At 66.8% G+C, this 12,434-nt stretch carries 9 protein-coding genes; 5 read left to right on the plus strand and 4 right to left on the minus strand.

Annotated features, from left to right (window positions below):
* Positions 1 to 9: 9 nt before the first annotated feature.
* The 5 genes from asnB (at position 10) to OMP39_RS06390 (ending at position 8,501) form a co-directional block, all read left to right on the plus strand.
* Complete coding sequence (gene asnB / locus OMP39_RS06370) at positions 10 to 1,968, plus strand: asparagine synthase (glutamine-hydrolyzing) (protein ID WP_264894075.1); 1,959 nt, start codon at positions 10 to 12, stop codon at positions 1,966 to 1,968.
* Positions 1,937 to 2,986 (plus strand): polysaccharide deacetylase family protein, encoded by a 1,050-nt coding sequence (locus tag OMP39_RS06375; protein WP_264894077.1) that lies wholly within the window; start codon positions 1,937 to 1,939, stop codon positions 2,984 to 2,986. Before asnB ends, OMP39_RS06375 begins: the two co-directional genes overlap by 32 nt.
* Positions 2,987 to 2,996: 10 nt before the next feature.
* Positions 2,997 to 4,352 carry an O-antigen ligase family protein gene (locus OMP39_RS06380; protein WP_264894078.1) on the plus strand — a complete coding sequence of 452 codons (1,356 nt, stop codon included), beginning with the start codon at positions 2,997 to 2,999 and terminating at the stop codon, positions 4,350 to 4,352.
* 441 nt (positions 4,353 to 4,793) lie between these two features.
* Positions 4,794 to 5,948, plus strand: coding sequence for a TolB-like translocation protein (locus tag OMP39_RS06385; protein WP_264894079.1), 1,155 nt, complete (start codon positions 4,794 to 4,796; stop codon positions 5,946 to 5,948).
* Between the two features lie 525 nt (positions 5,949 to 6,473).
* Positions 6,474 to 8,501, plus strand: a complete 2,028-nt coding sequence (locus OMP39_RS06390) for an InlB B-repeat-containing protein (protein WP_264894081.1) — start codon at positions 6,474 to 6,476, stop codon at positions 8,499 to 8,501.
* 63 nt (positions 8,502 to 8,564) lie between these two features.
* Here the strand turns inward: OMP39_RS06390 and OMP39_RS06395 are convergent, their stop codons facing one another.
* The 4 genes from OMP39_RS06395 to OMP39_RS06410 are packed head-to-tail and all read right to left on the minus strand — an operon-like array spanning position 8,565 to position 12,396.
* The gene (locus OMP39_RS06395) at positions 8,565 to 9,344 is read right to left on the minus strand and encodes a YdcF family protein (protein ID WP_264894083.1); all 780 of its coding nucleotides are present in this window, start codon (positions 9,342 to 9,344) and stop codon (positions 8,565 to 8,567) included.
* Between the two features lie 9 nt (positions 9,345 to 9,353).
* Positions 9,354 to 10,724, minus strand: coding sequence for a hypothetical protein (locus OMP39_RS06400; protein WP_264894084.1), 1,371 nt, complete (start codon positions 10,722 to 10,724; stop codon positions 9,354 to 9,356).
* A complete protein-coding gene (locus tag OMP39_RS06405; RefSeq protein WP_264894086.1) occupies positions 10,721 to 11,596 on the minus strand; it encodes an alpha/beta fold hydrolase in 876 nt (291 codons plus the stop codon). The genes OMP39_RS06400 and OMP39_RS06405 overlap by 4 nt, the downstream gene beginning before the upstream one ends.
* Positions 11,593 to 12,396, minus strand: coding sequence for a serine aminopeptidase domain-containing protein (locus OMP39_RS06410; RefSeq protein ID WP_264894087.1), 804 nt, complete (start codon positions 12,394 to 12,396; stop codon positions 11,593 to 11,595). Before OMP39_RS06410 ends, OMP39_RS06405 begins: the two co-directional genes overlap by 4 nt.
* Between the last annotated feature and the right edge of the window lie 38 nt (positions 12,397 to 12,434).

Consider the following 12,434-nt stretch of genomic DNA (forward strand, 5'->3'; position numbering starts at 1 on the left):
GTTGACGCGATGTGCGGCATTGCAGGGGTGTATTCGCTGGATGGAAGAGGGGGGATCGACCCTTCCGTCGTCGACGACATGTGCCGGATGATCGTCCACCGCGGCCCGGACGACCAGGGGACGTTCATCCGGGACGGGGTGCAGATCGGCATGAGGCGCTTGAGCATCATCGATCTGTCCACGGGACACCAGCCGATCCACAACGAGGATCGAAGCGTCTGGGTGGTCTTCAACGGAGAGATCTACAACTTCAAGGAGCTCCGGCGCGACCTCGAGCGCCGTGGTCACACCTTCTACACCCAGAGCGACTCGGAATGCATCGTCCACGCCTACGAGGAGTACGCAGAGGACTGCTTCAGGCATTTTCGAGGCATGTTCGGCATCGCCATCGTCGACCTGAAGGCCGACAAACTGGTGCTGGGGCGCGACCGACTCGGCAAGAAGCCCCTGTACTACACCCGCCTGGGCGACGGGCTCCTGGGTTTCGCGTCCGAGCTGAAGTCGTTGCTCGCCGTCCCTGGCTTCGTTCCCCGAGTGGACGCGCGAGCCGCGCATGACTACTTCGTGCTGGGCTATGTGCCGTCGCCTTCCTCGATCTACCAAGGTGTCTACAAGCTTCCGCCGGCTCACTGCCTCGTGGCCCAGCATGGCAAGCTGACGTTGAAGCGCTACTGGAATCTCTCGTTCGAGCCGAAGCTCGATCTGCCGGAAGAGGATCTGAAGTCCGAGCTGCGCCAGCGGCTCGAGGAAGCGGTGCGCGTACGCCTGGTGAGCGACGTGCCTTTCGGCGCCTTCCTGAGCGGAGGGATCGATTCGAGTGTCGTCGCAGCCCTGATGGCCCGCAATCTCGACAGCCCCCTCAAGACCTTCACCATCGGATTCAAGGAGGCGCGTTTCAGCGAGATCGACGACGCACGGGCGGTGGCTCGCCATCTGGGCTCCGAGCACCATGAGCTGGTCGTGGAGGCCGACGCGGTGAAGCTGCTGCACGATCTGGTGTGGTACTTCGACGAGCCCTTCGGGGATTCCTCCGCCATCCCGACGTACCTGGTGTCGCGGCTGGCGTCTCGCCACGTCAAGATGGTTCTCTCCGGCGACGGAGGAGACGAACTGTTCGTCGGCTACGAACGCTACCGGAAGTACCGCCAGCTGATGCAGTTGCAGCGCTGCACGGCAGGGCTGGGCCCGGCCTTGCTCAAGGCGGGCGGGGGGCTGGTGGGTGGCGCCAGAGGGTACCGGTGGGAGCGGATCGCGCGCCGGATGATGCAGCCGTTTCCAGATCGCTATCTCTCAGGAGTGGGGCTGAACTCGCAGGACGACCTGAGCCGGTTCCTCGCGCCCGGTGTGGCCGGCGGGGACCTCTATGGCGGAGTGCGAGCCCTGTTCGAGAGGCCGGACATCGGCGATCCTCTGGACCGGATCGTGGCGGGCGACCTCGGATCGTATCTGGCCGACGACATTCTCGTGAAAGTGGACAGGATGACGATGGCCAACTCTCTGGAGGCACGGGCGCCGTTGCTGGACCATGAGCTGCTCGAGTTCGCAGCGAGGCTTCCGATGAAGTACCGGCTGCGTGGCAAGACGGGCAAGTACCTGCTCAAGCAGGTGGCTGCGGACCTGCTGCCTGCCACCGTCATGAACAAGCGCAAGCAAGGGTTCGCGATCCCGCTCGCCCAGTGGCTGCGTGGCGAGTTGCGGCCCCTCGTGGAGGACACGTTCTCCGATCGGCGCTTTCGCGAGCGCGGGATGTTCGACGTGGCCGGCGTGCAGGGCATGCTGAAGGAGCACTTCCGCGGCACCCGCGACCACGCGGAGGCCCTGTGGCTCCTGCTCACCTACGAGCTGTGGGCGAGGAAGTTCCTGGATGCGGACATGGCCGCCCAGGCGGCGGTTCGGGTGGGCCCGGGGGTGGATGGGGCCGGCTGGAGGAAGGCTGATGCTGTGGCCGCATGCCAAGTCGGTGCTTAAGGCGATCGTCTCGCCGCTGCTCGATGCCACCGGCGTGTACGACAGGCGAATCGAGGAGGTCTCGGTCCGGGAGGACCGCTGGACCATCCTCATGTACCACCGCGTCGTGCTCGACGACCGGGCGGACCCGTTCCGTCTCGGGATGTGCGTGCGGCGCGACCGCTTCGAGGCGCAGATCCGCTATCTGAAGTCCAGGTTCAACCTCATCGGCGTGGGGGAGGCGGTGCGGCGGTTGACACAGGGGCGGCCGCTTCCCTCTCGGGCCGTTTCCGTCACCTTCGACGACGGGTACCTCGACAACCTGGAAGTGGCACTGCCCGTGCTCGAGTCGCACCAGGTGCCCTGGACTCTTTTCGTGCCCACCGGAGGCCTCGCGACGGGTGAGCCTTTGTGGTGGGACCGGGTGATCCATGCTTTCGCCTGCACGTCGCGATCCTGGATCGACGCGCAGGCCATCGGCTTGCCCCGGCTTCGGCGCCGGCTTTCGCTGGCCCCGTGGTACCGGCGCCGCTCGGTGGAGCAGGTGCTCGAGGCGCTGTGGTCGTTGCCCATGGCGGAGATCGAGAGCGCGGTGCTCCGCCTGGAGCGCGCGCTCGCGCCGCGGGTGCGCCTGATGCCGTTGGCTCACCGCCTGCGACCGGCCGACGTGCGCGAGTTGCATCGTCGCGGCGTGGAGATCGGAGCGCACACGGTGAAGCATCCCAACCTGTGTCTGACGGACCGCGATCAACTGCGCGACGAAATGCTCGACTCCCGGCGCGAGCTGGAGGCCTTGTGCGGCTCGCCGGTCGAAGGCTTCGCCTACCCCGGGGGGCGGATGAACCAGGCGGTCAAGGAGGCGGCGCATGAGGCCGGCTTCTCCTATGCGCTGGCGACGATCAGCGCCGTGAACCACCTTCCGTGCGACGCCTACGAGCTGTGCCGCATCGGCATGCCCGACGCAGAGCTGCCGGACTTCAAGCGCGCACTGAGCGCGACGATGGTCAGGGGCGACGGCACCTTGCACTCCATTGCGTGAGGAGCAACGAATGACGATCCTGCGACTCGTGCTGGCCGCCTTGCTGATCTACCTGCCCAACCAGCAGATGTTCAAGTTGGAGTTCACGGTCAAAGGCTTGAACGTGTTGAACATGCTGTTCCTCCTGGCGGTGGCCCTCATGGTGGCGTTGCGCGTCCGCGCGCCCGATCCTGCGCCGATGAGGCGGGCGTTCTTCTTTTTCTTCGCCGTGCTCGTCTGGGGCTTCGCTGCGGGGTTGATGCACGACCCCTCGGAGTGGGTCAACGATCTCACCGCGCTCAAGAACAGCATCTTCTACATGCTGCTGTTTTTTTTGTTCTATCACGCGTCACAGGATGAACGCACGATTCGCTTTCTGTTTGGCGTGATTCTGCTCGTGACATTTGTGGCCGCGGTGCAGGGCTTGCGGCAGGCACTGGACTACGGCATCGCGACCTACAACGAGACTCGCCGCGTCTCGGCACCCTTCGGGTGGCACTACACGAATGCGAACAGAGCAGCGATCTTCTTTGCAATCTTCATTCCTTTGTTTGCCGCGGTCGGCTTGTTCTACCGAGGAAAGATCCTGCACCGGCTCGTGGGCCTCGGGAGCACCGCGCTCATTGCCTTCGTCGTCTTCTTCACCTACTCCCGCCAAGCCTATTTCATCCTGGCAGCGCTTGTGTTGCTCGTGACCCTTCGGCGCAGCGTGGTGTTGAGTGCACTGATCGTCGCCGCCTTGATGAGCTTCGAGTCGTGGGCGCCGGAGACCGTGGTCGAGCGCATCATGATGACCACGCAAGTGGAACATGCGACCACTGCGCCTGCCCGATCGGAGAGCGGGCGCGAACCGACGTACGACCAGAGCACCGAAAGCCGGTTCGAGATCTGGGAAGGTGCGGCTGCCATGATCGCGGACCGCCCCTGGGGGGTGGGCTTGAATCATTTCAAGCGCGAGATCGGGGCGTATGCCCCGGTCTACGCGAACATGGACGCCCACAACTTCTACGTGCTCATCACTGCGGAGGCGGGACTGCTCGGGCCGGTGGCCACACTGGTGTTGCTCGGGGGCTTGCTGCTCCTGGCGCGACGCGTGGAGCGGCTCGACACGCGTCCCGAGTCCCGGATGCTGGGCATCGGCTTCGGGCTGTCCGTGCTCGCCGTCGTCATGGGGAACATCTACGGCAGCCGGTTCCTCGACGGCGACGTGATGGGGAACTTCTGGGCCCTGGCCGGCCTGGTGGCACGCTACTACACGCTCTCGGCGCAGGGCAAACGCGTTGCTGCCGCCGAGGCGGTGAAAGCGGGGGAGCTCGGGGTGCCGGCCCCGGCCTGGCAACTGCCAAGTAGCGCACGCACCCGCACGCGTCCTGCACCGGATTTGTAACAAGGGCGGAAGGCAGACAAAGGGCGAAGTTCCCGCGCGAGCCCCCTCATTCAAGGGGGGACAAGAGGCCTCCGGCGCCCTCGGTCTGCGCCACGGGCCGGCGGCATTTGTTGCACCCGGTTACTTTCTCCGCTCATCTGACGGCACCATTCGGCCGTCGGGGTATGGAAGAGGGAGGCGAGCGGAGCTGGCCATCACCTCTCCATGCCGATCAGGACGGCCTCGGAGGCCGTCGGCAACGAGGGTGGGCTTCCAATGATTTCTGTGGTTCGGCTCGGCGTTGCCGGGTTTCTGTCCTTCGCGTTGGCGGGTTGCGGCGGGGGCGGGGGCTCTGCCACGGGTGGTGGGGGTGAGACCGACAGGGGCGGCGTCCCGGGGACGGGTGTGAGCGCCAGCCCATCCAGCGGCTGCAGGGATTTCTACTCGGCCGGTGGCGCACTCGTGAGCGGTCAATGGTTGACGGCGGCCATCCCGTCGCTTGCCAAGCCTGTGAAGGGCAAGGCGTTTGCGGAGCCGACGTACAAGACGTGCGTGACGAGGGTGACGGACCATGCGGTGGAGCCGCCGTCGGGTTTTGCGCGCAACGACTACTCACGGCGCCAGGCGTTCAATGCGGACAGCTCGAAGCTGCTGGTGTATGCGCTGGACGGGTTCTGGCATGTGTATGACGCGCGCACGATGGCGTATGTGAAGAAGCTGGTGGGCCCGGGAGGCGATGCGGAGCCGCAATGGCATCCGAGCGACCCGAACCTGCTGTACTACCTGCCGAGCAACGGCGTCGGGATGAAGCTGTACGAGCTGAACGTGGCGACCGACCAGACGAGGGTGGTGGGCGACTTCGGTGCGCGGCTGAAGGCCCGGTGGCCCGGTGCGGCGGCGGCGTGGACGAAGTCGGAGGGCTCGCCCTCGGCGGACGGGCGGTACTGGTGCTTCATGGTGGACGACGCGAACTGGAACGGCGTGGGCGTGTTCACGTGGGACCGTGACACCAACACGATTCTGGGGATGAAGAGCACGAACGGCGAGAGGCCGGACCATGTGAGCATGAGCCCGAGCGGCAACTACTGCGTGGTGTCGTCGGACGGTGCGAGCGGGACGGTGGCGTACAGCCGCGACTTCAGCCAGCAGAAGAAGGTGCACCACAAGTCGGAGCACTCGGACATTGCGCTGGACGAGAACGGCGACGACGTGTATGTGGCGATCGACTACCAGTCCAACGCGGGCGACGTGTTCATGGTGAACCTGCGCACGGGGGTGAGGACGGTGCTGTTCCCGACGTACCTGAGCGGCACGGCGACGGCGCTGCACGTGTCGGGCAAGGCGTACAACAAGCGCGGCTGGGTGGTGATCTCGACGTACGCGGACGGTGGCGGTTCGCTGCAGTGGCTGCACCGAAAGGTGATGGCTGTGCAGCTGAGGGCGGACCCGGTGATCTACCACCTGGCGCACCACCACTCGGCGCCGGCGGGCTACTGGACGGAGCCGCACGCGAGCGTGAACCGCGACTTCACCAAGATCCTGTTCAACTCGAACTGGGACGTGGCATCCGAGAACATCGATACCTACATGATCGAGCTGCCTGGATCATGGAACTGAGACATCGACTCTTGATTGGACTCGCGTCGGGACGACGATGAGGCCAGGGGCTGAGTGAGGCAGCCCCACCTGCCCTCTGTTGACTGATCGATCGGCGGCGCGCCCCTCGCGGGCACGCCCTCGGGGCAGGCTTTTTCTATCGCCAATTCACCGTGCGCAGGCCCGAGGCCCGTGCAGGGGGGAGTGTTTGCGTCGGAACCCCGGCCGAGACCAGATCGGCCGCATGCAAGCGCTCGGGCATCGAGGGTTCCAGTTGCGATGAGACGAAGAAATCCAGTGGGGGCAAGGACCCGCAGCCAAGAAGCAAGCGCGGGACATTGTCGGACGTCGTTGGGAGCAATGATGGAAAGCAAAGCATGGTGGGCAGGATTCCTCCTGCCTTTGGTAGCAGCGGCGCTGTCCGCCTGTGGTGGCGGCAGCGGTGGCGGTGGAACTGGTGGTCTCGAGACGACCCCTTCTTCCACGGTGGCGGTCTCGACGGATGATCCGAACTTCGATGGAGGTTCGTCTGACGAAGACATCGCGGTGGCTCAGCGGATTCTCTCGTCGAGCTACTTCCTCGCGCAGCCGATCACCGTCTCGGTGAGTGGCGCGGGCCGTGTGTTGGGAACACCGGGCGGCATCGACTGCGGAGTGGGCTCGAAGAACGTGTGCAAGGCCACTTTCTCGAGCTTCACCTACGTCAAGCTGAGTGCGGCGCCCGCGCCGGGGGCCACCTTCCTCGGCTGGTCGGGCAGCTGCAGCGGCACGGGGCTGTACTGCAAGGTGTCGAACGCCTTTGCACGCGACGTGCGCGCGGTCTTCTCGCAGCCCGCGACCGTGGCGCCCACGACCTACACGTTGAGCACGTCGGTGACGGGCAAGGGCACGGTCGCCAGCCAGCCGGCGGGCATCTTGTGTGGCGCCGCCGGCACGTCCTGCTCGACTTCGTTCAAGTCGGGTACCGCGGTGACGTTGACCGCCACCGCACCGGCGGGGTACTCGTTCTCCGGCTGGTCCGGCGCCTGCTCCGGGACGGCTTCGACCTGCACGGTGTCGATGTCCGGGGCCCGCAGCGTGGGGGCCGCCTTCACGCAGTCGCCGACCACGTATGCGTTGAGCGTGAGCGTCGCTGGCACGGGCTCTGTCAAGAGCACGCCGGCCGGGATCGACTGCGGCGGCTCGGCCACGGCATGCAAGTCCTACTTCGGCGCGGGCAGCTCGGTCACGCTGAGCGCTGTGGCTCCTCAGGGGTACACCTTCACCGGGTGGAAGGGCGCATGCAGCGGAACGAGCTCGACGTGCACCGTTCCCATGAACGGCGCCCAGTCCGTCGAAGCGGGGTTCGCGGCGACGGTGACCAGCGCTCCGACGAGCAGCAGTGCGTGCACGCAGGTCTACTCTTCCGGCGCGACGCTGGTGAGCGGGAAGGTGGTCTCCACGATCCCGTCGCTTGCCAAGCCTGTGAAGGGCAAGGCGTTTGCGGAGCCGACGTACAAGACGTGCGTGACGAGGGTGACGGACCATGCGGTGGAGCCGCCGTCGGGTTTTGCGCGCAACGACTACTCACGGCGGCAGGCGTTCAATGCGGACAGCTCGAAGCTGCTGGTGTATGCGCTGGACGGGTTCTGGCATGTGTATGACGCGCGCACGATGGCGTACGTGAAGAAGCTGGTGGGCCCGGGAGGCGATGCGGAGCCGCAATGGCATCCGAGCGACCCGAACCTGCTGTACTACCTGCCGAGCAACGGCGTCGGGATGAAGCTGTACGAGCTGAACGTGGCGACCGACCAGACGAGGGTGGTGGGCGACTTCGGTGCGCGGCTGAAGGCCCGGTGGCCCGGTGCGGCGGCGGCGTGGACGAAGTCGGAGGGCTCGCCCTCGGCGGACGGGCGGTACTGGTGCTTCATGGTGGACGACGCGAACTGGAACGGCGTGGGCGTGTTCACGTGGGACCGTGACACCAACACGATTCTGGGGATGAAGAGCACGAACGGCGAGAGGCCGGACCATGTGAGCATGAGCCCGAGCGGCAACTACTGCGTGGTGTCGTCGGACGGTGCGAGCGGGACGGTGGCGTACAGCCGCGACTTCAGCCAGCAGAAGAAGGTGCACCACAAGTCGGAGCACTCGGACATTGCGCTGGACGAGAACGGCGACGACGTGTATGTGGCGATCGACTACCAGTCCAACGCGGGCGACGTGTTCATGGTGAACCTGCGCACGGGGGTGAGGACGGTGCTGTTCCCGACGTACCTGAGCGGCACGGCGACGGCGCTGCACGTGTCGGGCAAGGCGTACAACAAGCGCGGCTGGGTGGTGATCTCGACGTACGCGGACGGTGGCGGTTCGCTGCAGTGGCTGCACCGCAAGGTGATGGCTGTGCAGCTGAGGGCCGACCCGGTGATCTACCACCTGGCGCACCACCACTCGGCGCCGGCGGGCTACTGGACGGAGCCGCACGCGAGCGTGAACCGCGACTTCACCAAGATCCTGTTCAACTCGAACTGGGACGTGGCATCCGAGAACATCGATACCTACATGGTCGAGCTGCCGGCCGGCGCGATCAAGTGATGCGTCTTTCGATGTGACCGCAAGGGGGCGCTCGTCGCCCCCTTTCTTTCTTTCTTGTCGGGCTCAGTCCGCCCAGCCTTGCCAGCGGTAATAGGCAAGACCGAGCACTTCATGCAGCGCTTGGGCAAGGAGCTGGGGCCCACCGTTGTTCGGCAGCCAGGCACGCCATGTCGGCCGCTCGATCTGCCGGAAGCCGCACGGCCAGGGGCGCACGTCCCAATCCAAGCTTCGGGCGACCGCGAGCGAGCGGGGCATGTGCAGCGCACTCGTCACCAGCCAGATCGGGCCCTCGTGATCGCCGAGGCGCTTTCTTGCCCAGAGGAGGTCTTCGTGCGTGCGCGAGGTGTCGGGGCTCAGCACGATGGCCTGCTCCGGTACTCCCATCGAGACCGCCACGGCTGCCATGCGTGCGGCGAACGACTCCGCGGGCGGGATGCCCTTCGGCCCTCCGGCCATCAACAGCCGCCCGCCGGTGCGTCGCCACAGCGACACCGCGGCATGCACCCGCTCCCATCCGTCGGCGTCCAGGCGGGTGTGCGGGGCGGCTGCCGTACCGGCGATCTCCCCGCTCGCCAGCACCACGATCACGCTGCGCGGGTCGGCCTGCGGGCGGTGCGCGGAGCGCGGGACGGCGTTCTCGAGCTGGCGCACGACCAGGTTGCCCAGCGCGGGGGTGCTGAGAATCCAGCTCCATGCGGCAAGCGCGAGCAGCAGATGGCGCCACCGGTACAAGCGGCTTCCATCGGCCAGGCGGGATCCGATGGCCAGGATCACGAGGATCAGGACGAGATACACCGCCCCCGGCAAGGGGATCTCCGAGGCGGAGGTGAAGAACAGGCGCACCGTGCGCCCTCAGGGCCGCGGGGAGAGCGCCTGCGGCGGCACCACCAGCATGTAAGTGTCCACGTCCGTCTCGCTCGCCACCCCCCAGTTGGAGTTGAACACGACGCGGGAGAAGTCGCGGTTCACCGAGGCGTGCGGCTCCGTCCAGTACTTGGCGTACCGGCTCTGATGAAAGCCGAGGTTGACGATGCGCGGGGAGGCTTTGAGTTCGACGGCCAGCAGCTTGCGGTGCAGCCACTGCCGACCGCCGCGGCCGCCATCGGCGTAGGTGGACACGAGCACCCAGCCGGGGCGCCGGTAGGCCTTGCCGGAGACGTGCAGCGCCGTCGCTGTGCCGTCGATGTAGGTGTCGAACAGGTCTGTCCGCTGTCCGGTGCGCAGGTTGACCATGAACAGAGGCCCTTTGCCGGCCTGGTAGTCGATCGCCACGTAGGCGTCGTCGCCCTCGGCGGTGAGGGCGATGTCGGAGTGTTCGCTCTTGGACTGCAAGAGGCGAGGGGCGCGGAAGTCCCTCGTGAACGCGGTGGGGCCGTCGAGCCACGAGACCACCACGTGATTGCCGCTCGGGCTCATGCTGATGTGGTCCGGGCGGTCCTTGCCGTGGCGCGCCAGATCGTAGGTCGCAATGATCCGGTCTTCGACCAGATCGTAGGTGAACAGGCCGAGCCCCTTCCAATCCGGGCCGTCGACCTGGAAGGCCCAGTAGCGGCCGTCGGCCGACGGCGACCCCTCGGATCGCGTCCAGACGCTGTGCGCGCTGGGCCACACCGCCTTCACGCGAGGTCCGAGGTCCGCGACGTCGCTCGCGATGCCTGTTCTCACGTTCAGCTGGCGCAGCTTCATGCCGATGCCGTTGCTCGGCAGGAAGTAGAGAAGGTCCGGGTCGCTCGGGTGCCACTGGGGCTCGGCATCGCCCGCCAGCGGGTCGAGGGCCACGAGGTAGTCGAGCGTCTCGGCGTCGTACAGATGCCAGCGCCCGTCCTGGGCGACGACGACGAGGCGGGTGTCGTCGGCATTGAACGACTGGCGGCGCGAGTAGTCTGCGCGCGCGAAGCCGCGCGGCGGTTCACGGTCGTGCTCCGTCACGCGAAGGATGCACGTCCGGTACGCGGGATCGAGCACGGCGATGCCCTTGGCAGGCCGTTCCCCGGCAGCAGGCAACGGGGCGAGGTGCTTGCCGGTGGTGGGACGCCATTGGGCCGCTTGCTGTGGGGAACACAACTCCTTGACCTTGGGCAAGATGCTCGTCCCAGCGGGGCGGACGGCGCCGGGGCCGGGGGAGGGGTTCGCCCACCCCTGCCATGCATGCAGCAAGCCGAGCAAGAGGACGGCCGCGGCGCGGTGCTTGCCGAAGCGCCGACGCGAAGGACAGGGGATCATGCGGCCCTCCGGCTCTGAACCTGCGTCGTCGGCACGCCCACCTGGGTCGCCCAGTGGACCACGCGGTGACAGGCTTCCTCTTGAGCGGCCAGGGGCGTGAGGGTGTGGTCGAGATGGGGCGTGTAATGGCATTCGATCCGGGCCGCCCACGGGTGGCGGCCGAACACATCCATGAACTGCCCCTGATAGTTGTAGGTGTTGAGCAAGCTGCCCGAGTAGGTCATGCAGATGCGCACGCCGCGCGCAACCAGGGCTTCCAACTGGGAGGAGAACTCCTCGACCGTCGGCACCGGCCGGCCATACGAGATGGCGTCGCCTTGCGGCCGGCGCCTGAGGAGACCCTGGGCGGCGAGGGCCGGCAGGGTCCAGGCCTTGGCGACCAACCAGCCAACGGAGCCGAGCGGCCCACGTCGAGCGAGGCTCTTCCAGTAGAGCAGCGCTTGCGTCTTCCAGGTCGGGTAGGCGTAGCCGTCCAGCATCCACAAGCCCTGGATGCGGTCGTCCTGCAGCGCACAGGCGAGGCCGTGGTCCGCCCCGGAACAGATGCCGACGACCGCGAAGTGGCGAAGGCCGCAGGACTGCCCGAGCTGATCCATCGCGGCCTGCAAGTCCAGGATCGATTGCTCGCGGTAGGGGAGGCCTGCGTCCGCGGCGCGGCTGTCTCCTTGCCCTGAGAGATCGAAGCGCAGGCTGGCGAATCCGGCCTCGCTCAGCCGGCGGGCCATCTTCACGTTCAGGCGGTGCGGACCGATGCGGTGGATGACGCCCGCGTTGAGCAGGACGATGCCCAGGGGCCGCATCTCGGTGTCGGGCACGGTGAGCGTGCCGCTCAGGCGGCGGTCAGGCCCGAAGGTGACGGCGATCTCGTTCACGGCAGGCATTCGACTTGGGTGGCGAGCAGGTGCACGGCTTCATGGGGCACCAAGGCGGTGTTGAGGGCTTCCTCCGAGGTCCAATCGAAGTCGTGCTCGAGCGGGATGTGCGTGGCTTTGTGCGCCTCGGCGGCGAGGGACGCGGCGTACTCGGACGCCCCGGTGGCGCGGGGGCGGTCGATCAGCGCGAACGGCAGGTCGCGCAGATGGGCACTCTGGCGGGGAAGATCGAGTTCGCGCAGTTGTTGTCGCAGGGATCCACCGATGGCGAAGCCGAGCGCTTCGCCCGGGAAGCTCCGGTCGCGAAGGTGGGGCGGCACGATGCTGTAGCTCTCCGACAGCGCACGTACGTGGGACGAGGCGAGCTCGCGCAGGTACTGTTCACCCGAGAGGACCGGCTCCCAGAGCACGAGCCCGCGGGGCGGCGGGCTCGCCGAGCGGGATGCGAGCACCGCGAGACTCGCCCCGAGGCGGGCGCCGAGCCACAGCGTGCGCGTGCACTTGGACCGCCGCAGGAGCTCGTGCTGCGCGGCAAGCACGTCTTGCGACCAGCCCTCGAGATCGCCTTCTTCGTCACTGCCTGCGGCGTCCCCCGTGCCGTAGTAGTCGAACCTGAGCACATGGTGGCCCTTGCGGGCCAGCCGGTCGGCGAGCACCCGGTACATGCGCTGGGTGCGGACGGCCTCTTGACCGTAAGGGTTGAGCAGTAGGACGGCACTGGCTCGCGTCGCGTCGCCGAGCGCGGCGTGGTACACCCCATAGAGCTGACGCGCCGGGGGACCGAATCGGAAGGGTTGCATCAGAATCCGGGTGATGGTGTGCGAGATCGGGCAGCCGG

It is taken from the genome of Schlegelella aquatica (genome assembly GCF_026013905.1).
Classification (GTDB): Bacteria; Pseudomonadota; Gammaproteobacteria; order Burkholderiales; family Burkholderiaceae_C; genus Caldimonas; species Caldimonas aquatica.

What these genes read in the sequence shown, in the direction of transcription:
- asnB (WP_264894075.1), top strand. Translation starts at nt 10, where the DNA reads ATGTGCGGCATTGCAGGGGTGTATTCGCTGGATGGAAGAGGGGGGATC.
- OMP39_RS06375 (WP_264894077.1), top strand. Translation starts at nt 1,937, where the DNA reads ATGCTGTGGCCGCATGCCAAGTCGGTGCTTAAGGCGATCGTCTCGCCG.
- OMP39_RS06380 (WP_264894078.1), top strand. Translation starts at nt 2,997, where the DNA reads ATGACGATCCTGCGACTCGTGCTGGCCGCCTTGCTGATCTACCTGCCC.
- OMP39_RS06400 (WP_264894084.1), bottom strand. Translation starts at nt 10,724, where the DNA reads ATGATCCCCTGTCCTTCGCGTCGGCGCTTCGGCAAGCACCGCGCCGCG.
- OMP39_RS06410 (WP_264894087.1), bottom strand. Translation starts at nt 12,396, where the DNA reads ATGCAACCCTTCCGATTCGGTCCCCCGGCGCGTCAGCTCTATGGGGTG.